This is a genomic window from Streptomyces sp. NPDC050704 (assembly GCF_040654355.1).
In the GTDB taxonomy this organism is placed as follows: Bacteria; Actinomycetota; Actinomycetes; order Streptomycetales; family Streptomycetaceae; genus Streptomyces.
The window spans coordinates 1-21658 of sequence record NZ_JBFAHW010000154.1; the positions used below are offsets into that span (position 1 = coordinate 1).

The following is a 21658-nucleotide window of genomic DNA, read 5'->3' on the forward strand; positions in this document are numbered from 1 at the left end:
TTTTTTGTTTTAGGGGTTTTGCCTGACAGTGACTGGCGTTCAGACGTGTGGTCCCCGCGACAATGGCTCGTATGAGTCCCATCTTCCGGCGCACCGACCGCCGCACGGAGAGCAAGGCGCCGCGCGAGCGGCTGGTCACGTTGATCGGGAAGCCCGACTGCCATTTGTGCGAAGACGCACAGGTGGTGGTGGAGAAGGTGTGTGCTGATCTCGGCGTGGCCTGGGAGAAGAAGGACATCACCCAGGACGAGGAACTGCACCGCGCGTACTGGGAACAGATCCCGGTGGTGCTGGTGGACGGGGCGCAGCACACCTTCTGGCGGGTGAACGAGGATCGGCTGCGGCGGGCGCTCACCGCGAAGTAACCGGACCGTGGCCTGTCTCGGCAGTCCTGGAGGGCCGGAAAGTCACTTAGGATCGAGGGCGGTTGGGCCTCGGGGGGCGGGGATCGTGAAGGAGAGTGTGCGGCTTTGCCCCCAACAAGTGAGGAACGAAGGTGCGTGTGCGCCCGTTCCGTACGGGTGCGCCGGGGGCGCGTGACCCCGGTCACGTTGCCCGGGCAAATCGGACACCATCTTTGTGCACGCGTTCACAAAGACATAGCCTGCATTCGACGGGGCGGTCGGACGTGTGACCGCCTGCAGCCCCGCGCTACCCGCAGGAGCACCGTGGCAACTGGCCGAACTCACCGACCGGCGACCCGCAGCCGAGGGATTCCCGAGGCCACCGTCGCCAGGCTTCCGCTGTACCTCCGAGCCCTGACCGCGCTGTCGGAGCGCTCGGTACCCACCGTCTCGTCCGAGGAGCTCGCGGCCGCGGCGGGGGTCAACTCCGCGAAGCTGCGCAAGGACTTCTCGTACCTCGGGTCGTACGGGACGCGCGGTGTGGGCTACGACGTCGAGTACCTCGTCTACCAGATCTCCCGCGAGCTGGGCCTGACCCAGGACTGGCCGGTAGTGATCGTCGGTATCGGTAACCTCGGCGCGGCGCTGGCCAACTACGGCGGGTTCGCCTCGCGCGGATTCCGGGTCGCCGCCCTCATAGACGCCGATCCCTCGATGGCCGGGAAGCCCGTCGCCGGGATCCCCGTGCAGCACACCGACGACCTGGAAAAGATCATCGACGACAACGGTGTGTCGATCGGTGTGATCGCGACCCCCGCGGGCGCCGCCCAGCAGGTCTGCGAGCGGCTCGTCGCCGCCGGTGTCACCTCCATCCTGAACTTCGCGCCGACCGTGCTGTCCGTGCCGGACGGTGTCGACGTACGCAAGGTCGACCTCTCCATCGAGTTGCAGATCCTCGCCTTCCACGAGCAGCGCAAGGCCGGCGAGGAAGCCGCCGCCGTGGTCGAGGCCGAGGCCCTGGCGGCGAAGGAGTCCGGGAAAGGGCCCGACGGGGATGTCCCCGCCGTGATGCCGGCATGAGTCTCCTCGTCGTCGGGCTGAGCCACCGCAGCGCCCCGGTCAGCGTGCTGGAGCGGGCCGCGCTGTCCGCGGACGCCCAGATCAAGCTGCTCCAGGACACGGTCGCCGCCGAGCCGGCCACCGAGGCCACGGTGCTCGCCACCTGCAACCGGATCGAGCTCTACGCCGACGTGGACAAGTTCCACGCGGGCGTCGCCGAGCTCTCCACGCTGCTCGCGCGGCACAGCGGGGTCGGACTCGACGAACTCACTCCCCATCTGTACGTGCACTACGAGGACCGGGCCGTCCACCAGCTCTTCTCGGTGGCCTGCGGGCTCGACTCGATGGTGATCGGCGAGGGGCAGATCCTCGGCCAGATCAAGGACGCCCTCGCCACCTCGCAGGAGCTGCACACGGCCGGGCGGCTGCTGAACGACCTGTTCCAGCAGGCGCTGCGGGTCGGCAAGCGGGCCCACTCCGAGACGGGCATCGACCGGGCTGGACAGTCCCTGGTGACCTTCGGCCTGGAGCAGCTGTCGTCCGGTACCGAGGTGGACGCCTGGGCCAGGGGCAAGCGGGCCCTGGTGATCGGCGCGGGCTCGATGTCCTCGCTCGCCGCGGCGACGCTCGCGCGCGCCGGGGTGGCCGAAGTGGTCGTCGCCAACCGGACGTTCGACCGGGCCGAGCGGCTCGCGGAGATCCTGAACGAGCAGAGCGAACGGAACGAACAGGGCGATACGGACGTGCTGGCCCGCGCGGTACCGATGGAATCGGTGCCGGACGAGCTGACACGTGCCGACGTCGCCGTGTCGTGCACCGGCGCGACGGGCCTGGTCCTGACCGCGGAGTCGGTGGCCGCGGCGGTCGAGGGGCGGACGCCCCGGGCCCTGGTTTCGGGCGACGGGACCGGTCGTGCGGTGCCGGGCGGTGCGGGGCGTACGGCCGCTGCCGCCGGTGTGCGGGACGAGCTGCCGCCCACCAGTGTCGGTACCGACGAGAACTGTCCTCTTGATCTTTCCGCCGTGCAGCGCACCGCCGGGTTCTCCGTGCTGGGCGAGGCGGCCGTGGCCGGGATGGACGCCACCGAGCTCGAGCAGCACGCGGCCTGGGTGGACAAGGGCGCGGGCGACGCGGCGGGCCGGGCGCAGCGCTCGGCGGGCTCCGTCGCGGTGGACGAGGCGCAGGCACCGGCCGGGTACACCGCGGTGCTCGACCCGGCCGCCGAGGCCGACGCCATCGCCGCTCTCGCCACCGCCGCGGCCACCGTCGGGCGGGTGCCCGAGCGGCGCAGGCCCGAGCCGGTCGCCGAGGTGCCGCGTCCCACCCCCGTGCTCTCGCTGCTCGACCTCGCCATGCCCCGCGACATCGACGCCGCCGTGCACCGGCTGCCCGGGGTGCGGCTGGTGGACATCGAGTCCCTCGCCGATGCCTCCGCGGACGTTCCGATGGCCTCCGACGTGGACCAGGTGCGGCGGATCGTCTCCGACGAGGTCGCCGCCTTCGGCGCCGCCCAGCGGGCCGCGCACATCACACCGACCGTCGTGGCGCTGCGCACCATGGCCGCCGACGTCGTCGCCGGCGAGATCGCCCGCCTCGACGGGCGGCTGCCCGGGCTCGACGAGAAGCAGCGGGGCGAGATCACCCAGACCGTGCGGCGCGTCGTGGACAAGCTGCTGCACGCGCCGACCGTACGGGTCAAGCAGCTGGCCGCCGAGCCCGGTGGAGCCGGGTACGCGGACGCGCTGCGGACCCTTTTCGACCTGGACCCCGAGACGGTCGCCGCCGTTTCGCGGGCCGACGACGGCAAGAACGCCGGGAACTCCGGGAACGCCGGGGCCACCGGAAGTACCGGGAACTCCGGAATCACCGAGAACGCCGAGAACGCCGAGAACCGAGGGCGAGCATGAGTGAGCCGCTTGAGCCGAAGGGGCGGGCCGCACCGGCTGCGGCGCCCCCGAGGCGAGCAGACGAAAAAGGGGCGCTGCGGCTCGGGACCAGACGCAGCACGCTCGCCATGGCCCAGGCCGGGCAGGTGGCGGACGCCGTGCGCCGGGTGACCGGGCGGCCCGTCGAGCTCGTGGAGATCACGACGTACGGCGACACCTCCCGCGAGAACCTCGCGCAGATCGGCGGCACGGGCGTCTTCGTGACCGCCCTGCGCGACGCGGTGCTGCGCGGCGAGGCCGACTTCGCCGTGCACTCCCTCAAGGACCTGCCGACCGCACAGCCCGACGACCTGGTCATCGCCGCCGTGCCGGTGCGCGCCGACCCGCGCGACGTCCTCGTCGCCCGTGACGGACTCACCTTCGCGCAGCTGCCCGACGGGGCGCGCGTGGGCACCGGTTCGCCGCGTCGTATGGCCCAGCTGAACGCGTACGCGCGCGGCCATGGGCTGACGATCGAGACCGTGCCGATCCGGGGCAACATCGACACCCGTATCGGATACGTACACAAGGGCGAACTGGACGCCGTCGTGCTTGCCGCGGCCGGGCTCCATCGCATCGGACGGACCGGGGACGTCACCGACTTCCTCGCCGTCGACACCGTTTTGCCCGCCCCCGGACAGGGGGCACTGGCGATCGAGTGCAGGGCGGGGAACACCGCCCGAGACACCGCTCTCGTCGCCGCGCTCGCCGAGCTCGACGACCCGTACACCCGGGTCGCCGTGACCGCCGAGCGGTCCCTGCTCGCCGCCCTGGAGGCCGGCTGCAGTGCACCTGTGGGTGCGCTCGCCGACCTGCTGGCCGACGGGCAGATTGTCAAGGAAATGCGCCTGCGCGGCGTCGTCGGCACGACCGACGGCTCGACGCTGGTGCAGTTGTCCACCACCGGTCCCGTGCCCGAGACACATGACCAAGCAATGGCGCTCGGCCGTGAACTCGCTGCCGAGATGCTTGCCAAGGGCGCGGCCGGTCTGATGGGGGAGCGAGCACATTGAGCCCCACCACCCTTCCCGCCGGCCTCGAACACGGGCACGTCACCTTCCTCGGTGCCGGACCCGGGGATCCGGGACTGCTGACTCTGCGCGCCGTCGAGGCGCTGGGGAACGCGGATGTCCTGGTCGCCGAACCCGAAGTGCTCGACGTCGTCCGCACGCACGCCAGACGAAACGTCACCGTGCTCGACACCGATACGGGCCCGAGCCCGGACACGCCTCAGCTAACGGTGGTTGACGGCTCGTCAACTACCTCTGGCGTCCCCGCGTCGAAGGACGCGGCCAATATTGTCATGGAGGCCGCACGGGGCGGCAGGCGGGTCGTGCGTGCGGTCTCGGGTGACCCCGGGCTCGACGCGTACGCCGCCGAGGAGATGCTCGCCTGCGCCGCCGCGGGGGTGCCCTTCGAGGTGGTGCCCGGTGTTGCCGCGGCCGTCGGTGTGCCGGCCTATGCCGGTGTGCCGCTGCGCGACGCGCAGGGTGCCGACGTGCGGTTCGTGGACGCCCGTACGGCTTCTGGGCGCTGCTGGTCCGAGGTCGGCGCGTCCGACGGGACCGTGGTTGTCTCGGCGACTCTGGAATCCGTTGGGGCGGCGGCGGGGGAGCTCGTTTCCTCCGGTCGTAAGCCCGATACGCCGATGACGGTCACCGTGGGTGGTACCACGACGCGGCAGCGGACCTGGTCCGCGACGCTCGGGACCATCGCGCAGACGCTGAAGCAGGCCAAGGTGCTGCCCTCGCCGGAGGGTGGGCGGCCGGTGATAGCCGTGGTCGGTGAGCGGTCCGCTGCTGCTCAGCGTGAGCAGTTGTCGTGGTTCGAGTCCAAGCCGCTCTTCGGGTGGCGGGTGCTCGTGCCGCGTACGAAGGAGCAGGCGGCTTCGCTCTCCGACCAGCTGCGGTCGTACGGGGCCGTGCCGCATGAAGTGCCGACGATCGCTGTCGAGCCGCCGCGGACGCCTCAGCAGATGGAGCGGGCCGTCAAGGGGCTGGTGACCGGGCGGTACGAGTGGATCGCGTTCACTTCGGTCAACGCGGTCAAGGCCGTGCGGGAGAAGTTCGAGGAGTACGGGCTCGATGCGCGGGCCTTCGCCGGGATCAAGGTCGCGGCGGTGGGCGAGCAGACTGCCAAGGCGCTGGTCGCCTTTGGTGTGAAGCCTGATCTGGTGCCTTCAGGGGAGCAGTCGGCTGCTGGGTTGTTGGAGGACTGGCCTCCGTACGATGCGGTTTTCGATCCGATCGACCGGGTGTTCCTGCCTCGGGCCGACATCGCTACGGAGACGTTGGTCGCCGGGCTGATCGAGCTCGGGTGGGAGGTCGACGATGTCACGGCCTATCGGACCGTGCGGGCGTCGCCGCCGCCTGCGGAGACTCGGGAGGCCATCAAGGGTGGTGGGTTCGACGCGGTTCTCTTTACTTCGTCCAGCACGGTTAGGAACCTGGTGGGTATCGCCGGGAAGCCTCACAACGTGACCGTGATCGCGTGTATCGGGCCTGCGACCGCCAAGACGGCCGAGGAGCATGGGCTGCGGGTCGATGTCATGGCTCCGGAGCCGTCCGTGCACAAGCTGGCGGAGGCGTTGGCCGAGTTCGGGATGCGGCGGCGGGCTGCGGCGCTTGAGGCGGGGGATCCGGTTACTCGGCCCAGTGAGCGGCGGCCGGGGTCTCGGCGGCGGCGCACCACGTAGTAGCGACATGTAGTAGCGACACGTAGTAGTTCGGCGGCGCACCATGCGTAGTGGTGCGCCGCTTGTTGCGTTGTGGGGTCGGGGCCGTGGCCGGTACGTCGAGTCCGCCGCCTTCCGGGTGTACGGCTGTCTGTTTTGACGGGAGCCGTGGCTGGGAGGAGCTCTACGCGGCGGACTGCGACGTACCGGCCACGGCCCGCTCCCGTTTGTACGGCGGCTGTGCGGGTGCGTTCGGTCCCGGTCAGGCTGCCGGCGTCACCGTGTGGCCGAAGCGTAGGAGGTTTGCCGGGTCGTAGGTGGCCTTGGTTTGTCGGAGGCGGGTGTGGACCTCGGGGGTCCAGGCTCGGGCGCGGTCTGCTTCGTTGCCTGGTCTGCCGTGGATGTTGACCATGGTTCGGCCGGTGCCGTACGGGGCCATGGTGGCGTGGAGGGCTGTGGTTGCTTTCTCGATTGCTTCGGCGGTCTGGGGGTCGGTCAGGACGGCGACTGTCTCTAGGAAGTACTGCGCGTCGCGGGCGCAGACCGCGTCCTCGGTGGGTGGTGGGTTGGCCAGTGCGCCGCCCATGTGGCGGAGTTCGACCAGGAGGAGGGGGCAGTCGGGGGCTGCTGGGCCTACCTGGGTGAGGAAGGCGCGGATGGCGTCGGGGGGCAGGTCTCGTAGTAGGGCGCAGGACTCTCTGGCGGGGAGTGGGTCTTGCGGCTCTGCGTAGATCGTGTCCACGGCCGTGTAGTCCATCGTCGTCAGTGTGTCTACTGCTACTGGTACTGCTGTGCGCAGGGGGGCGATCAGGCGCTCGCCCTCTGCTGGGTCGCCGGTCCAGGCGAAGGCTATGCGGGACCAGAAGCCGCCGCGGAGGGGTTCGGGGATCTGGGGGAGTGGGGGCAGACGGAGGAGGGTGAAGGCCGTGCACATCTGGGGTGGCACCGTGTGCGTCCAGTTGATGTAGGCGGGGAGGAGGGTTTCCGCGTCCTTGCCCGCGCAGTAGATCGCGCCGCCGAGGATGCGGGACAGGGGGAGGAGTTCGCAGACCAGTGAGGTCACGATGCCTACGTTGCCCTTGCCGCCGCGCAGGGCCCAGAAGAGGTCTGGTTCGTGGGCCGCGTCCGTCTCGCGCAGGGTGCCGTCGGGGGTGACGACCTGGAAGGAGCGGACGAGGTCGGATGCGTAGCCGTAGGTCCGGCCGAGGACCGGAAGTCCGCCGCCCAGTGTGTAGCCGATCACGCCTGTGTCTGTTGATGTGCCGTTGAGCGCGGCCAGGCCGTGTGGTGCGGCCGCTTCCAGGACGTGTCGCCACTTCGCTCCGGCGGCGATCGTCGCGGTGCGCTGGTGTGGGTCTATTCGTACGTCGGTCATGCGGGTGGTGTTGATCAGCAGGCCGCTGTCGATGGGGAAGTTCGCGCCGTGGCCGGTGGCCTGCACGGAGACGGGGGTGTTGGTGGCGGCTGCCCAGCGCATCGCGGTCACTATGTCGTCGGCGCCGGTCGCCCCGATGACCAGGTCGGGGGTGTGGGGTTGGGACAGGTTGAAGCCGGTTACCTCGTCGGCGTAGCCGTCGTCGCCGGGGCGCAGGACCGGGCCGCGGATTGGGGAGAGGGAGAAGAGGGCGGGGATGGGGTGGGAGGTGGAGTGGGGGGTGGAGTGGGGGGCTGTCATCGTGTCCTCCTTGAGCGCGTGCGCGTTGCGCGAGGGAGGGAGGGAGGGAGGGAGGGAGGGAGGGAGAGGGAGGAGGGAGGGGACGGTGGCGGTTCTGTTCGGGAGAGGCCGTCGGGGTTCTTGTTCTTTCAGCTTGGACCTGTGGTGGGCGGGGCGCATGTGGGGGCCGCGGCTCCGACGCGGCGTCGGCAAAGGGGGGCCTGGGGCGGGCGTAGCGTAGATGGCATGACGAAGTACGGATCCTTCCCCGGTACGCGGCCGCGGCGGCTGCGTACCTCGCCCACCATGCGGCGCATGGTCGCCGAGACCCGGCTGCATCCCGCCGACTTCATCCTCCCGGCCTTCGTACGCGAGGGCATCGCGGAGCCCGTGCCGATCGCGGCGATGCCGGGGGTCGTGCAGCACACCCGGGACAGCCTGAAGAAGGCCGCCGCGGAGGCGGTGGCGGCCGGGATCTCCGGGATCATGCTCTTCGGGGTGCCGGAGGAGTCGAAGAAGGATGCCGTGGGGACGCCCGGGACCGATCCCGAGGGGATTCTGCAGGTCGCCCTTCGGGATGTGCGGGCCGAGGTCGGCGATGAGTTGATGGTGATGTCTGATTTGTGTCTCGACGAGACCACCGATCATGGGCATTGCGGAGTGTTGGACGGGGAGGGGCGCGTCGACAATGACGCGACCCTTGAGCGGTATGCCGAGATGGCTCAGGTGCAGGCCGACGCCGGGGCGCACGTGGTGGGGCCCAGCGGGATGATGGACGGTCAGATCGGGGTCGTGCGTGATGCCCTTGATCAGATCGGGCGGGAGGACGTGGCTGTGCTGGCGTACACCGTCAAGTACTCGTCCGCCTTCTTCGGGCCCTTCCGGGAGGCCGTCGCCTCGTCGTTGAAGGGTGATCGGAAGACCTATCAGCAGGATCCGGCGAACTTCCGGGAGTCCATGCGGGAGTTGGCCCTCGACCTGGAGGAGGGGGCCGACATGGTGATGGTGAAGCCGGCGGGTCCCTATCTGGATGTGCTGGCCCGGGTCGCCGATGCGGTGGACGTGCCGGTCGTCGCCTATCAGATCTCCGGTGAGTACTCGATGGTCGAGGCCGCCGCCGAGAAGGGCTGGATCGACCGGGACAAGGCCATCCTGGAGACGCTGACCGGGATCAGGCGGGCCGGGGCGCGGAACATCCTGACCTACTGGGCCGTCGAGGCCGCGCGCATGGTGCGTTGAGGGCGCATCGGGAGCGTATTGCGGGGCGCGTTGAGGTGGGTGGGTGTGGTGGGTTGGTAACTCGCTGCGCATGAGTGGGCACTGAGAGTAGCGTTGCGGGTTCCCTTCACCTGAGCACACACCGGGAGACCCGTGGAACCCGTCTTCGCGCATGCTGACCGGCTCTTCGCGCTGCTTAACAGACTCGTACGCCGTCCCGGGAAGGGTGAGTTGCCGGGCGAGGTGCCGGACCGGGACGGGATTCCCGTGCTGAGTCTCGTCGGTGATCGGCAGGACTGGCTCGCCGAGCAGATCGGGTGGGCACTGAGCGCGGCGCAGCCGAGGCGCGTCCCGCACGAGCGCATCGACCTGGATGCCGTGTGGGGACAGGTCGTCGGCGGGCGCGGCGACCTGGCTCCGGAGTGGCAGCGGGCCGAACTGTGCCGAAGGGTGCTCGTCGACCTCGCCAAGGAGTATTCGTCAGCGCGTAACGGGTACGACAGACGCGTACGGTTCCGGCGGTTCGGCCTGGTCAACTGGCTGCTGGAGATGACCTGCACGGACGAGGAACCGGACTCCCAGCACGACCGGGACATGCTGAGCCGCCTGCGGGACCGGGAGTTCCGGCGCAGGCCGGTGTTCGGCTTCCTGCGCGGCCCGGGTACCGAAGTGGCCCTCCAGGGGAAAGTGCCCTGGTGGGCGTATGTCTTCGGGCTGTACGTGCTGCCCGTCATGTGGTTCCGGGCCTGGCGTGTGCTGGGCAGTGAGTACCGGTGGCTGCTGCGGCAGCCGTACATGGCGCCCGCCGATCCGGGGACCTTCGCGGGGTTCGCGTTGCGGCTCACCCAGCCCCGCTGGGGGCGCGAAGACCCGGAGCAGATCGGCAAGTTGATGATCAACGCCTTTCTGGAGGACCTCCGCGTGGCCTACCGGCGGCGGCCCTGGCGCCGTCGCGCCGCCCGGCGCACCGCCTACTGTGTGGCGTTCCTGAAGGGCGTGAGCACGGCCAACAACGGGCGGGCGCTGGTGCGTTCGTTCGTCGAGGTGCGCAATGAGACCGGCGCCTTCGACCCCTTGCTCCTCGTGACGAGCTGCACGGAGGAGGAGCACGACCACGAGCGGGTGCGAAGCCTGGCGGACGACCTGGGGCCGTACGAGGCGTGGTCCGAGCGGTTGAGGAGCGCGGGGCGCAGCCGCGGCACCGACTTCTGGTACCTGCCCGTACGGGTGCCCGGGCCGCTCCCGGCGGGACATCCCGATCTGGACGCGCAGAGTGAGGGCACCTCCGTGGCACGGCGGTTCACCGTGGGCCGGCCACCGGCCTGGGCGGGGAGGCTGGCCACCGCCGGTGCCGCCACCCTCGCTCTGGCCCTGGTCGCCGGAGGTGTCGGCTACGCGATCGCCGCCGAGCGGGATCGGGAGGAGCGGCACTGCGGGCTCAGCCGCTTCCACGCCGACGCCGGGACGCTGGAGCGGCGGAAGGAGACCGGGGAGTGCGTCGGTGTCGCCTCGCACGGGTACTCCTTCGGCTCCGACGACGAACGGCTGCGGAGGACTCTCGCGGTCATCGCGGAGCAGAACCGCGAGGCCGTTGAGCTCCACCGGGGACCGCCGGCCCGGCCCGTCATCACCCTCGTCCACATGTCGGCCATGTTCAGCGGCTCCTACGAGGAGCAGGCTGACTCCCTTTCTTATGCGCGTGAACAGCTCCAGGGCGCGGCGAGTGCCCAGCGGCGGCAGCTCGACAAGCCGGGAGAGGACGAGCCCGTGCTGCGGATCCTCCCGGCCAACGCCGGTTCCGGCATGCGCTTCGGGAACGTGGTCGCCCGCACGATCGAGCGGATGCGGCGCACCGATCCGACCATCGTCGGCGTCACCGGCCTGGACGAAAGTCGCCGGGCCACGGTCACGACGATCCAGGAACTCACCCGCGTCGGGCTGCCGATGGTCGCCACGACCCCGTCCGCCGACACCCTCGGCACCCACTCACCGCTCTACTACCAGGTTTCGCCGCAGAACCGGCGCGAGGCCCGGGTCGCCGCCGCGTACGCCGACCACCTCGTCGGCGAGGGCATCCTGAAGAAGCGCGAGGTGCGGGTCGTGTACTCCGCCGACCGGACCGACGAATACAGCAGGAACCTGGGCGACGACGCCGCCCGGGCTTTCGCGGACGCGGAATTCGACGTCGAGAAGAAGCCCTACCGGCCCTCGGGTGTGCCGGCCGCCGCCCTGTCCGGCACCCCGGGACCGAGCGCCGTCGGCGATCAGACCTGCGGTTACCGGGGGCTGGTCTTCGTCGCCGGGCGCTCGGAGGACTTCGAGTCGATGCTCTCCGCGGCCAACTCGACCTGCGGCTCCAGCAGCCCGCCCGCCTTCCTCGGCAGCGACGACGTGGCCCGCCTCGGTGCCGACCCGTCTCGGCGCGGCGACTATCCCAAAGTCCCGTACGAGTTCCTCGACTTCACCCCCGGCTCGAACTCGTGCGACGGTCCCAGTGACCTGTACGGCACGATGAAGGTCCTGTTCCCCGAGGAGTGCGCCGAGGCCGAGGACACCTCGCTCGACGGCCATGCCGCCCTCGCCTTCGACGCGGTGAACCTGTACCTCAAGGCCATCGACCGCCTCCAGGAGAGGGCACGTGACATGCCGCTCACCGCGGCCGCCGTCTGGCACGGCCTCAGCCGCATCCGCGACGACTCCCCGTTCGACGGCGAGAGCGGCCGTATCGCCTTCGGAGGCGGCGTGGCCGAGGGGGTCCCGGTCGACAAGCTCATCTCGATCCAGCGCGTGAAGGGGGCCGCGCGGCCGACCCAGGTCGGATTCTGCGGGCGTTGGGGGACGGAGAGCGAGAGTGGCTGGTGCCCGGAGTCGGAGGTCGAGGGGTTCGCGGTTGCTGCTGCTGCCGGCGTGCGTTAGGCGCTCCGGTGAGCGGGGGTCCTGGCGACCGGGCACTCCCGCTCAGGCTTCGGGAACGGCCCTGAGCAGTTCCGCCAGGCGGGAGAGGCCGTCGTCCGCGTGGCCCTCGGCGATCGACCGGTCGAGCAACTGCCGCATCGGCTCGAAGAGTTCGGTGCGTACGCCCTGGTCGGCGAAGGTGGCCAGGAGGTTCGGGAACGCCGCCTGGTTGACGGCCAGACTGGCGACGTCGGTCACGTGCTCGCCGGAGTCGATCGCCTCGGCCGTGCCGGGAACCAGGTTGTTCGTCATGGCCGTCACCCAGTCGGCGAGCAGCGGGGCGAACTCCCGGGCGCTGATGTCCTGTGAGCGGATCAGGGCGAAGGACTGGGCCATGCCCATCACCATGCCGTACATGCCCGTCAGCAGCGACAGGTCGTAGAGCGCCGCGAGGCCCGGGTCCGTGCCCGTCCAGCGGGTGCCGCCCAGGGCCGCGAGGGTCGGACGGTGGGACTCGTACGCCTGCTGGTCGCCGCTGTAGAGGATGTAGCCCGCCGGGGTCGCGATCATCTGCGGTACGGCCATGATGCCGCCGTCGACATAGGCGATGCCGTGCTCATCCGCCCAGGCCGCGAACTTCCTCGCCTCGACCGGAGTTCCGTTGGTGACGTTCACCAGGGTGCGGCCGGCGAGGGTCGTGGTGTGCGGGTGGAGGAGTTCCGTCACGTCGTCGTACGTGGTGAGGCAGACGAGGATCAGGGGGCTCGCGGTGATCGCCTCCGCCGGGGTGTCGGCGGGGGTCGCGCCCTGGGCGGCCAGCGGGCCCGTCTTGGACTTCGTGCGGTTCCAGACCGTGGTGGGGTGGCCCGCTCTGAGGAGGGCGGCGGCGAGGGCTGTGCCCATGAGGCCCAGGCCGAGGACCGTCACGGCGGGCTGTGACGAGTCCGGTGAACTGGGTGAAGTGGGTGAGTTGGGCGAGGTGGGCGAGGTGTGGGATGGCATGTCGACCATGGTGGTTCGGGGGTCAACTCGCCACAAGTACCCACTATTTGGTCAGGTACTCACTGTTTGGTAAGTGAGCCGGTGGTCAGCGTGGGTGTTTGTCCCGGTCGTTCAGTGGTGCGCCGCCGTACGGCTGTCGGGCGGTGAGCTCCTGCCACCAGGCCGTCAGGTCCTCGGGCCCCATCGACGGCCAGTCCGGGACCGCGAGCACCATGGCCTCGCCGAGACGCCGGCCGAGGCCGACCATGGCGCGGCCGACGGGGGCGCGGTCGGCCTCGTACCGGCGCAGCGCCTCGTCCCAGGTGTCCGACGCCTGTACGGCCGCCTCGAACGCCGTGGCGTCCTGCATCGCCTTGACCGCTCCCGCGCCGGTGTGCGGGCGGGCGATCGAGGCCGCGTCCCCGGCGAGCAGCAGGCGGCCCGCGGACACCCGCGGGACCTCCAGGTCGTAGATGGGCTGCACCAACTTCCGCTCCCGGGGCGTCAGTCGGAGCATCTGTGTCCAGTGCGGCGCCGCGTGCGCGCCGAGCAGGCCGGTCAGGTGGGCGATCAGTTCGTCGGACGCCTTGCCCGGCGGGATGCTCGTGGGGTCCTCGAAGTCGAGCCCGGGGATGTCGGCCGGCGGGCGCATGTAGTGCCCCCAGTTCACCAAGTCGCCGTCCCCGCCCGGGATGCGGTACGCCACACCGTGCCCGAACGGGGTGCCGACGAACAGGATGTCCGCCGGGTCCCAGTCGGCGGCCCGCGGGAGCAGCCCGGTCAGCAGGCCGGCCGGGAAGGTGCCGCGCAACAGCACGTAACCGGCGTACACGGGCCGTACGCCGGGGAACATCATGGCCCGTACCGCCGAGCGGTAGCCGTCCGCGCCGACCACCACGTCGAAGCGTTCCCGGTGTCCGCCGGCGAGCTCCACGACCGGCCCGCCACCCGCCTCGTCGTCCGTCACGGACACCACGGGCGACGCCGACCGGTACGCGACGGACGCGGGGAGCCGGCCGCGCAGGCCCTCCCACAGCGAACCCCAGTTGTGCAGGCGGAAACTCGACGGCAGTACGCCGATGTCGCGCCCGAAGCCGTCCGCCGTGCCGCCGTCACCCGCGCCCACCCACCGCTGGCGGCGCACCTGGAGGTACGGGACGCCCGGGCCGAGGAAACCGGCCGCCGCCAGCTCCCCGTACCGCTCCGCGGCGATGCCGAGACCCACGCCGCGGTCCGCCAGCCGGCCGGCCGTCCGCTCGAAGACCACCGCCTCCTGCGCGCCGGCGCGCACCGCGGCCAGCGCCATGGCGCAGCCCGCGATGCTTCCGCCCACCACGCCTAATCGTCCGCCGCGCATGCGCAGTCTCCTAGCAGACGGTCGAGCAAGCCTCATGGGCTCCTGTAAGGACAGGAGCCCATGAGCGCAGGATCGCACAGGTGCCCGACGGGATGGATACCTCTGCGGGGTCCGATTCCGTTACCAGGTGAGGGCATCGGCCATGGTCGACTGCCAGTACGAGACGCTGAGCTTGTCGTCGACATACACGCCCTTCGCGGGGAGCGACGGGCGGGCCGCGCCTTCCGTGTCCTTGTTGAGGGAGACGGTGAGGGACTTGGCCGTGTAGCCGTTGGAACCGCTGCCGTCCCCCATCGACAGGAGCACGCTCGCATAGCCGGACTCGCCCGGCGCCAGCGTGACCACCGCCTGCGGCTTGGAGTCCTCGATGACCGGCGGGACCGACTGGGCCTCGCCGAAGCGGACGATCGGGTAGCCGGTGAGGTTGCAGTTCTTCGAGCCGGTGTTGGTGACCGTGAGGAGGATGTGGTTCAGGGGGCGCGAGACCTCGGTGGCGGTCGTCCGGGTGGTGGCGCTGGAGCAGCTTGCGCGGGTGGGGAGGGAGGCCGGGTCCGAGCCCTTCGAGCCGGTCGAGCTCTCGGTGCCCCCGGTACCTCCGGAGCCGTTGGAACCGGTCGAACCCGTCGAGCCGCTCGAACCGGACCCGCCCGTCGAACCGTTGGAGGCCGAGCCCTCGGTGTCGGCGCCTGCGGCTCCCGCGGAGGTTCCCTCGCTCGTCCCGGGGGACGGCGTGGAGGACGCGGGCGACGAGGTGGCGGAGGACGCGGCGGACGCGCCCTCGTCGCGGACACCCTCTCCGCCGCCGCTGTTGCACGCGGCCAGTGTCAGCGTGGTGAACGTGATCGCGGTGGCGGCGAGCAGACGGGTGCGGGTGGTACGTGCGGACATGGTGAATCCCCCTGGTTTGTCACGGGTGTTGACGCGGGCCGCTCGACCGGGTGCCGGGAGCGGCGTGCTTGGATGGCCCAAGCTTGTGCGGTGATCCGTCCCGGTCGCCACAACTGCCGGGGGAAACGGGACGCTGGAATGCTCGCAACGGCTCTGACCTGGTGGAATGGTGTTCCCCTGGAATGCGTGTCTGGAACGTGGGGAGAGGGAGGAACGGTGGCGGGCGACGAGTTCTCGGAGCTGTTGGGACAGTTGAAGCAGCGGTCCGGGCTCAGTTACGGGGTGCTGGGGAAGCGGCTCCACATGAGCGCCTCGACGCTTCACCGGTACGTCAACGGGGATGCCGTACCGACGGATTACGCGCCCGTGGAGCGGTTCGCGCGGGTCTGCAAAGCGACGCCCGAGGAACTGGTGGAGTTGCATCGGCAGTGGGTTCTGGCGGATGCCCGGCGGGGGCAGAAGGCGGTCGGGGAGGGGCCGCCTTCCGGGCCTGACGCGGAGGCCGAAGCCGGGCCTGGGGATGGGAACGGGGACGAGGCCGGGCCCGGACCCGGGGATGGAGATGGGAACGGGGCCGAGGCCGACGTCGATGCTGAGGGCGAGGTTCCCGAGGTCGAGCGCGGGGCTCTGCCGGAGGCTCCGGTGGCGCGGCGTCGGCGTACCGTCGTCCTGGCCGGTGCCGCCGTGGCCGCCGCCGTGGTGTCGGCCGCGCTCGTGGTGAATCTCGTGCCCGGCAAGGACGCGGACGATCAGGGGAAGAAGCAGTCCGTGGGGGCCGCCTCGGAGTCCGCCGGGGCCGGTTCCGACGCCGGTGACGGCGGTGATTCCGGTGACGCGAAGGGGAAGTCGGCCTCGCCGTCCGTCTCGCGCGGCGGCAGTCCCGCGGCTTCCGCCTCCGCGTCCGCCACGCGCAGTGGTGGGGCCGGGGCCGGGGCGGCTCAGGACGGCGGGGCCGCGGCGGGGTCCGGGGCCGTGGAGGGTGCCGGTGCGCCCACGGTCGCCGTCAATCCGTACAAGTGGGAAGGGCCCTGCAGCCAGCACTACTTGGTCGACGACAAGCCCGAGCAGGTGCCTCCGCCGCCGGGCGAGCCCGATGCGCGCGGCTGGGTCAACGCGCTCGGCGCGGTGGCCGCCGGACAGCAGATGCTCGCGGTGACCGTGCAGGGCACCGGGAAGGCCACCGTCGTCCTGGACGACCTGCACGTACGCGTGGTGGAGAAGAGCGCGCCGCTGGCCTGGAACGACTTCGCGATGGGCGTCGGGTGCGGAGGTGGCGTGGAGACGACGTCGTTCGGGGTGAACCTCGACGCCGGGCGGCCCGCGACCTCGCCGAAGGCCGGACAGCGGGACTTCCCGTACAAGGTGAGTGAGTCCGATCCCGAGGTCTTCTACGTCTTCGCGGACGCGCGGGCGCACAACGTGAGCTGGTACATGGAGCTGGACTGGTCCAGCGGCAGCGAGAGCGGCACGGTACGCGTCGACAACCGCGGCAAGCCCTTCCGGACGAGCGGGAACGTGGGGCGGCCCGCCTACAACTACCCGCTCGGCGACTCCGAATGGAGCCGGAACGAGTACGAGCCCGAGATTCCCGGCTGAGGTGGTTCTGTTCCGGTCCCACGGATCTCACCTTGAAGGCACTATCAAGTCACCACGGGAGTTAGGTTGTTGCCCGTTGAATGACTCATTGAACGACCCGCTGACCGACCCGTTGAACGACGCGACTCTCCAGGGAGAGGCTTTATGCCCGGTGATGCTCTCAGCCAGGACCCCGCAGAGCTGAGAAGGAGGATCGACACCACCAAGGCGCATCCGGCACGTGTCTACGACGTCTTCCTCGGGGGCAAGGACAACTACCCGGTGGACCGGGCCGCGGCCGCCGCGGCACTCGCGGCCAACCCGCGCGGCTACCTCGACGTCCGGCACAACCGCGACTTCCTGCGCCGGGCCGTGACCACGCTGACCCAGGAAGACGGCATCCGGCAGTACCTGGACATCGGCACCGGACTGCCGACGCAGGAGAACGTCCACCAGATCGCCCAGCGCATCGCCCCCGACGCTCGGGTCGTGTACGTCGACAACGACCCGGTGGTCCTCGCCCACGCGCGCGCCCTGCTCACCAGCGGGCCCGAGGGCCGGACCGACTACGTCGACGCGGACCTCAAGAACCCCGCGCAGATCCTCGAAGCGGCCGCGAAGACCCTGGACTTCGACCAGCCCGTCGCCCTGGCGCTGGTGGCGATCCTGCACTTCGTCGAGGACGCCGAGGCGTACGGGATCGTGCGCGAGCTGGTCGAGGCGCTGCCCTCGGGAAGCCGGCTCGTGCTCAGCCACCTCACCGAGGACCTCAACCCGGAGAACGTCCGCGCGGTCCAGCGGACGTACACCGAGCGCGGGTTCACCTTCGTGCTGCGGTCGAAGGCGGAGGTCGAGCGGTTCCTCACCGAGAACGGCCTTGAGGTCGACGAGCCCGGCGTGGTCCCGGCCCACCACTGGCGGCCCGACAACGCGGCGCCCGCCCCCGAGCAGGCCGAGCCCGCCTACCTCGCCACCCTCGACGACATCGAGAAGGTCCGGTACCGGGACATCAGCGATGTGACGGACGCGGACATCAACGTGTACGCGGTGACCGGCCGCAAGGCCTGAACCGGACCAGGGACTCAGGACTCCGGACTCAGTCCCACCAGAACGTCCAGGCGCGTGCGCCGAGTACCTCGTGCTCGGCGTACGCCCGCAGGGAGTCGTGGACGCCCTGCGTGAGGGTGGCCGGGCAGAACGCGAAGTGCTCGGCGGCGATCGCCTCCGCCTCGGCCGGGGTCCGGGCCGGGGCCGCGACGGACACGGTCAGCCGGTCGAGGGCGAGCGCCACGACGCGTATGCCGAAGCGGTCCTCCCACGAACGCAGGACCGCGCACAGCGGAGCCACGTCGTCCGTGTAGTTGACCGGACCGACCCAGCCGATGGCGGCCGGGATGTCCGCGCTGCGGCGGGCCGGGACGAGCGCGAGCCGCGGCTCCGTCAGCCAACTCGCCCCGGCGGCCAGGGAGTCGGCCACGTCGGCCGCCCGAGTGTCCGGGCCGATGTCCGGATCGGCGTCCGGATCGGCGTCGGGACCGGTGGTCCGATCCGCGGCCGGCGGGACGGCCGCGGCCAGGCCCGGCCAGTCGGCGTCGTCCTCCGCCGCGTACTCCTCCCAGAACTCCGCGAGCACCTCCTCGGCGTCGTGGTCGCCCGGATACGACGCCAGGCCCGGGTCCAACTCCCACTTGTCCGGGTGCGGTTCGCTCCGGTCACCGCCGCCGACCAGGACCGGGTGCAGGCCCGCCGTGCGGCGCGCGGACGCCAGGCGCAACCAGTCGCCGGGGGCCGCGGGGGCGTCGGCGCGCCACATCAGCGGTTCGGACCAGGGGCCGTCGACCGTGGTGTCGAGCAGGGTCCCGGGCGGGAGGTGGAGACCGAGTGAGCGGCCGGTCGGGTCGGCCGCCAGCGTCGGCAGCTGGTTCGGAAGAATCGCCATGCCCGTGACTTTAGAACCCGCCACTGACAACGGCCCGTCGGCCTGTGGCTTTCACTCACCGGCAGCCCGCGCCGAGGCCCGTCAGCCCGTGCCGAACCACGTCTCCGCGAGCGCGTCCAGCGTCGGCTTCGGCGGCTTGGGCAGCTCGCGCAGGTACCAGGGCAGATTGCTGTAGACGTGCAGCAGCGTGTACGCCATGAGCGTGTGCGGGTCGAACGGAGGGCGCCCGTACGCCTCGTAGAACCGCTTCAGCAGCCGGGGCTGCCCGCACGAGACGTACAGGCCGACGCCCACGAAGTCGTACGCCGGATCGCCGATCATCGCCGGCTCGAAGTCGAACAGGCCCGTCAGGCGCCAGCCGTCCGGGTCCACCGTCAGATGCTGGCGCTGGAACTCGGTGTGCAGCAGCACGCGCCGCGCCGGGGCAGCCAGCGGCACCGAGCTCAGGAACCACGGGATCTGCTCCAGCCAGGCCTCCGAAAGACCCGCCTCACGCTGCATCTCGACCGCGTTCGCACGCTGCGCGTCCACGAACATGCCCCACTCGGACGGGCCGACGGAGCTCGCCAGCGGCGCCGGGTTCAGCGCGTGCAGCGCCGCGAGGGTCTCACCGGCCTCCGTGACGAGACGGTCCTGGTCCGCGGCCGGAATCCGCGGCCACGCCGCCTTGAGGCCCTCGCCGGGCAGCCGGGACATCAGGACGTAGTGCCAGCCGTTCTTGTACGCGCCCGCCGAGTACAACTGCGGTGTCGGCACCGGCAGTCGGCCGTACAGATGGCTCAGCACCCGCTCCTCGCGCAGGGCGTCGTCCCGCTCGAAGGCGGGGAACAGCTTCACCACGTGCGCGGCGCCGATCGCGTACACCGGCAGCGAACCCTCGTAGAAACGGGCCATCGGCTTCGGGATCAGCCCCAGGCGCTCGCACAGGTCCGCGACCGCGGGCCGGAGCAGCGCCTCGTCGTGGACGACCTCTTCCAGCTCCTCGCCGGTCTCAACAAGTGGCAGCATGACCGGTCAACACCGTCCGGACGGCAGAGGTGACGGAGAGGTGCAGTGCGGTGCAATGCTCATTGCGCTCCCGGCGTGCGGTCCAACAAGGCTCTGGATCCCCCGGAGTTGGGGTCTGCGCCCCGCAGCATCGCACACTTCGGGGTGAGGTCGGACACCTCACCCCAAAGCCGTCACGCGCAGCGACCGTCGGGGCGCAGGCGGGGGTTCAGACACAGGCTCTCAGAGGCGCTCGGGCGTCCTGATGCCCAGCAGGGCCATGCCCTGGTGGAGCGTGCGGGCCGTGACGTCGCACAGGAAGAGGCGGTTCTCGACCTGCGCCGGGGTGTCCGCCTTCAGAACGGGGCACTCGGCGTAGAACGTCGTGTACAGCGAGGCCAGCTGATAGAGGTACGCGGTCAACTTGTGCGGCGCGTACTCCGCGGCCGCCTCCGCCACCGTCTCCGCGAACCGGTCCGCGTGCAGGCCCAGCGCCCGCTCGGCCACGGCCAGTTCGAGCTCCGGGTGCGCGACCGGGCGTACGTCCCCGGCCTTGCGCAGGATCGACTGGATACGGGCGTACGCGTACTGGAGGTACACCGACGTGTCGCCGTTGAGCGACACCATCTGGTCCAGGTCGAACTTGTAGTCGCGGTTCGCCGACGTCGACAGGTCCGCGTACTTCACCGCGCCGATGCCCACCTGGGCACCCCGCTCGGCGATCTCCTCCTCGGAGAGGTCCTGCGCCTTCTCCCGTACGACGGCGGAGGCGCGGTCGACCGCCTCGTCGAGGAGGTCCACAAGACGGACCGTCTCACCCTCACGGGTCTTGAACGGCTTGCCGTCCTTGCCGAGGACCGTGCCGAAAGCGAGCTGTTCGGCCTTTGTGCCGTCGTTCAGCCAGCCCGCCCTGCGCGCGGTCTCGAAGACCATCTTGAAGTGCAGGGACTGGCGGGCGTCGACGACATAGATGAGCGTGTCCGCCTTCAGGTCGAAGACACGGTTCCTGATCGCCGAGAGGTCGGTGGCCGCGTAGCCGTAGCCGCCGTCCGACTTCTTCACGATCAGCGGGACCGGGTTGCCGTCCGGGCCCTTGACGTCGTCGAAGAACACGCAGAGGGCGCCCTCGGAGCGGACCGCGACCCCCGACTCCTCCAGGAGGCGGCACGTCTCGTCCAGCATGTCGTTGTAACCCGACTCGCCGACGATGTCCGGGTCCCGGATCTCCATGTCGAGCTTCTCGAAAACCGAGAAGAAGTAGATCTTCGACTCGTCCACGAACTTCTGCCACGCGGCGAGGGTCTTCGGGTCGCCAGCCTGCAGGTCGACCACCCGGCGACGCGCCCGCGTCTTGAACTCCTCGTCGGAGTCGAAGTGCGCGCGGGCGGCCTTGTAGAGGCGGTCGAGGTTCGACATCGCCTCCTCGCCCGACACCGGGCCGTCGCCGGAGGCGCCGTGGTCCAGCTCGTGCGGGTGCTCGTCCAGGTACTGGATGAGCATGCCGAACTGCGTGCCCCAGTCGCCGATGTGGTGCCGCCTGACGACCGTCTCGCCGGCGAACTCCAGGATCTGCACGACCGCGTCACCGATCACGGCGGAGCGGAGGTGGCCTACGTGCATCTCCTTCGCCACGTTCGGCTGGGCGTAGTCGATGACCGTCGTGCCCGGGTGGTCGGTGAGCGGCACGCCGAGGCGGCCCGTCGGGTCCGTGGCGCGGGCCGCCAGGGTCTCCGTGATCGCCCGGTCCGTGATCGTGATGTTCAGGAAGCCGGGGCCCGACACCTCGATGTCCTTGATCACGTCACCGGTGACGACGCGGTCGACGACCTGGGTCGCCAGGTCCCGGGGGTTGGCCTTCGCCTTCTTCGCCAGGGCCAGGATTCCGTTGGCCTGGAAGTCCGCCCGGTCGCTGCGTCGCAGCAGCGGGTCCGCGTCCGCGGTCTCCGGCAGGGCTGCCGTGAGTGCGGTCGCGAGGCGCTGGTGGACTGTGGCGGTTAGGGACGTGACCGAGGCCATGGGGTGGGTGCCGTTCTCCTCGTGGGTACTGGTGAATGGCCAGTATCCCACGGGGGTAAAGGGGTTTTTCGCCCCCGCCGCCCCTACCCGTCCCATCCTTCTGGGGCTCCGCCCCAGACCCCGAGGGGGTGGGTTGTCGGGTGCGG

16 protein-coding genes are annotated in these 21658 nt (G+C 70.6%); 9 read left to right on the forward strand and 7 right to left on the reverse strand.

Going from position 1 to position 21658, the window contains the following annotated elements:
* Positions 1-62: 62 nt before the first annotated feature.
* The 5 genes from AB0I18_RS46600 (at position 63) to AB0I18_RS46620 (ending at position 6023) form a co-directional block, all read left to right on the forward strand.
* Entirely contained in the window at positions 63-365 is a 303-nt protein-coding gene (locus AB0I18_RS46600) for a glutaredoxin family protein (RefSeq protein WP_363111905.1), read from the forward strand.
* A 303-nt stretch (positions 366-668) separates the two neighbouring features.
* Positions 669-1424 (forward strand): redox-sensing transcriptional repressor Rex, encoded by a 756-nt coding sequence (locus AB0I18_RS46605; protein WP_363111906.1) that lies wholly within the window; start codon positions 669-671, stop codon positions 1422-1424.
* The gene (locus tag AB0I18_RS46610) at positions 1421-3310 is read left to right on the forward strand and encodes a glutamyl-tRNA reductase (protein ID WP_363111907.1); all 1890 of its coding nucleotides are present in this window, start codon (positions 1421-1423) and stop codon (positions 3308-3310) included. The genes AB0I18_RS46605 and AB0I18_RS46610 overlap by 4 nt, the downstream gene beginning before the upstream one ends.
* Positions 3307-4341 (forward strand): hydroxymethylbilane synthase, encoded by a 1035-nt coding sequence (gene hemC, locus AB0I18_RS46615; protein ID WP_363111908.1) that lies wholly within the window; start codon positions 3307-3309, stop codon positions 4339-4341. The genes AB0I18_RS46610 and hemC overlap by 4 nt, the downstream gene beginning before the upstream one ends.
* Positions 4338-6023: a bifunctional uroporphyrinogen-III C-methyltransferase/uroporphyrinogen-III synthase gene (locus tag AB0I18_RS46620; protein WP_363111909.1), complete on the forward strand. Its 1686-nt coding sequence runs from the start codon at positions 4338-4340 to the stop codon at positions 6021-6023. Before hemC ends, AB0I18_RS46620 begins: the two co-directional genes overlap by 4 nt.
* A gap of 241 nt (positions 6024-6264) precedes the next feature.
* On the opposite strand, the gene AB0I18_RS46625 is transcribed toward AB0I18_RS46620, so the two are convergent.
* Positions 6265-7677, reverse strand: coding sequence for an FAD-binding oxidoreductase (locus AB0I18_RS46625; protein ID WP_363111910.1), 1413 nt, complete (start codon positions 7675-7677; stop codon positions 6265-6267).
* A 225-nt stretch (positions 7678-7902) separates the two neighbouring features.
* On the opposite strand from AB0I18_RS46625, the gene hemB reads away from it, so the two are divergent.
* A complete protein-coding gene (gene hemB, locus AB0I18_RS46630) occupies positions 7903-8895 on the forward strand; it encodes a porphobilinogen synthase (RefSeq protein WP_363111911.1) in 993 nt (330 codons plus the stop codon).
* 132 nt (positions 8896-9027) lie between these two features.
* Entirely contained in the window at positions 9028-11790 is a 2763-nt protein-coding gene (locus AB0I18_RS46635) for a hypothetical protein (RefSeq protein WP_363111912.1), read from the forward strand.
* 42 nt (positions 11791-11832) lie between these two features.
* Here the strand turns inward: AB0I18_RS46635 and AB0I18_RS46640 are convergent, their stop codons facing one another.
* The 3 genes from AB0I18_RS46640 to AB0I18_RS46650 form a co-directional block, all read right to left on the reverse strand.
* Complete coding sequence (locus AB0I18_RS46640) at positions 11833-12771, reverse strand: NAD(P)-binding domain-containing protein (RefSeq protein WP_363111913.1); 939 nt, start codon at positions 12769-12771, stop codon at positions 11833-11835.
* An 85-nt stretch (positions 12772-12856) separates the two neighbouring features.
* Positions 12857-14107, reverse strand: a complete 1251-nt coding sequence (locus AB0I18_RS46645; RefSeq protein ID WP_363111914.1) for an FAD-dependent monooxygenase — start codon at positions 14105-14107, stop codon at positions 12857-12859.
* Between the two features lie 120 nt (positions 14108-14227).
* Positions 14228-14995, reverse strand: a complete 768-nt coding sequence (locus tag AB0I18_RS46650; RefSeq protein WP_363111915.1) for a DUF4232 domain-containing protein — start codon at positions 14993-14995, stop codon at positions 14228-14230.
* Positions 14996-15211: 216 nt separating this feature from the next.
* Between AB0I18_RS46650 and AB0I18_RS46655 the strand changes: the two genes are divergently transcribed.
* Positions 15212-16591, forward strand: coding sequence for a helix-turn-helix transcriptional regulator (locus AB0I18_RS46655; protein ID WP_363111916.1), 1380 nt, complete (start codon positions 15212-15214; stop codon positions 16589-16591).
* Positions 16592-16735: 144 nt separating this feature from the next.
* A complete protein-coding gene (locus tag AB0I18_RS46660; RefSeq protein WP_363111917.1) occupies positions 16736-17638 on the forward strand; it encodes an SAM-dependent methyltransferase in 903 nt (300 codons plus the stop codon).
* Between the two features lie 28 nt (positions 17639-17666).
* Here the strand turns inward: AB0I18_RS46660 and AB0I18_RS46665 are convergent, their stop codons facing one another.
* The 3 genes from AB0I18_RS46665 to argS form a co-directional block, all read right to left on the reverse strand.
* Positions 17667-18509, reverse strand: coding sequence for a DUF4253 domain-containing protein (locus AB0I18_RS46665; RefSeq protein ID WP_363111918.1), 843 nt, complete (start codon positions 18507-18509; stop codon positions 17667-17669).
* A gap of 81 nt (positions 18510-18590) precedes the next feature.
* A complete protein-coding gene (locus tag AB0I18_RS46670) occupies positions 18591-19517 on the reverse strand; it encodes an aminoglycoside phosphotransferase family protein (protein ID WP_363111919.1) in 927 nt (308 codons plus the stop codon).
* A 222-nt stretch (positions 19518-19739) separates the two neighbouring features.
* Positions 19740-21512, reverse strand: coding sequence for an arginine--tRNA ligase (argS, locus tag AB0I18_RS46675; RefSeq protein ID WP_363111920.1), 1773 nt, complete (start codon positions 21510-21512; stop codon positions 19740-19742).
* Positions 21513-21658: the final 146 nt, after the last annotated feature.

What these genes read in the sequence shown, in the direction of transcription:
- AB0I18_RS46600 (WP_363111905.1), top strand. Translation starts at nt 63, where the DNA reads ATGGCTCGTATGAGTCCCATCTTCCGGCGCACCGACCGCCGCACGGAG.
- AB0I18_RS46610 (WP_363111907.1), top strand. Translation starts at nt 1,421, where the DNA reads ATGAGTCTCCTCGTCGTCGGGCTGAGCCACCGCAGCGCCCCGGTCAGC.
- hemC (WP_363111908.1), top strand. Translation starts at nt 3,307, where the DNA reads ATGAGTGAGCCGCTTGAGCCGAAGGGGCGGGCCGCACCGGCTGCGGCG.
- AB0I18_RS46625 (WP_363111910.1), bottom strand. Translation starts at nt 7,677, where the DNA reads ATGACAGCCCCCCACTCCACCCCCCACTCCACCTCCCACCCCATCCCC.
- hemB (WP_363111911.1), top strand. Translation starts at nt 7,903, where the DNA reads ATGACGAAGTACGGATCCTTCCCCGGTACGCGGCCGCGGCGGCTGCGT.
- AB0I18_RS46640 (WP_363111913.1), bottom strand. Translation starts at nt 12,771, where the DNA reads ATGCCATCCCACACCTCGCCCACCTCGCCCAACTCACCCACTTCACCC.
- AB0I18_RS46645 (WP_363111914.1), bottom strand. Translation starts at nt 14,107, where the DNA reads ATGCGCGGCGGACGATTAGGCGTGGTGGGCGGAAGCATCGCGGGCTGC.
- AB0I18_RS46650 (WP_363111915.1), bottom strand. Translation starts at nt 14,995, where the DNA reads ATGTCCGCACGTACCACCCGCACCCGTCTGCTCGCCGCCACCGCGATC.
- AB0I18_RS46660 (WP_363111917.1), top strand. Translation starts at nt 16,736, where the DNA reads ATGCCCGGTGATGCTCTCAGCCAGGACCCCGCAGAGCTGAGAAGGAGG.
- AB0I18_RS46665 (WP_363111918.1), bottom strand. Translation starts at nt 18,509, where the DNA reads ATGGCGATTCTTCCGAACCAGCTGCCGACGCTGGCGGCCGACCCGACC.
- AB0I18_RS46670 (WP_363111919.1), bottom strand. Translation starts at nt 19,517, where the DNA reads ATGCTGCCACTTGTTGAGACCGGCGAGGAGCTGGAAGAGGTCGTCCAC.
- argS (WP_363111920.1), bottom strand. Translation starts at nt 21,512, where the DNA reads ATGGCCTCGGTCACGTCCCTAACCGCCACAGTCCACCAGCGCCTCGCG.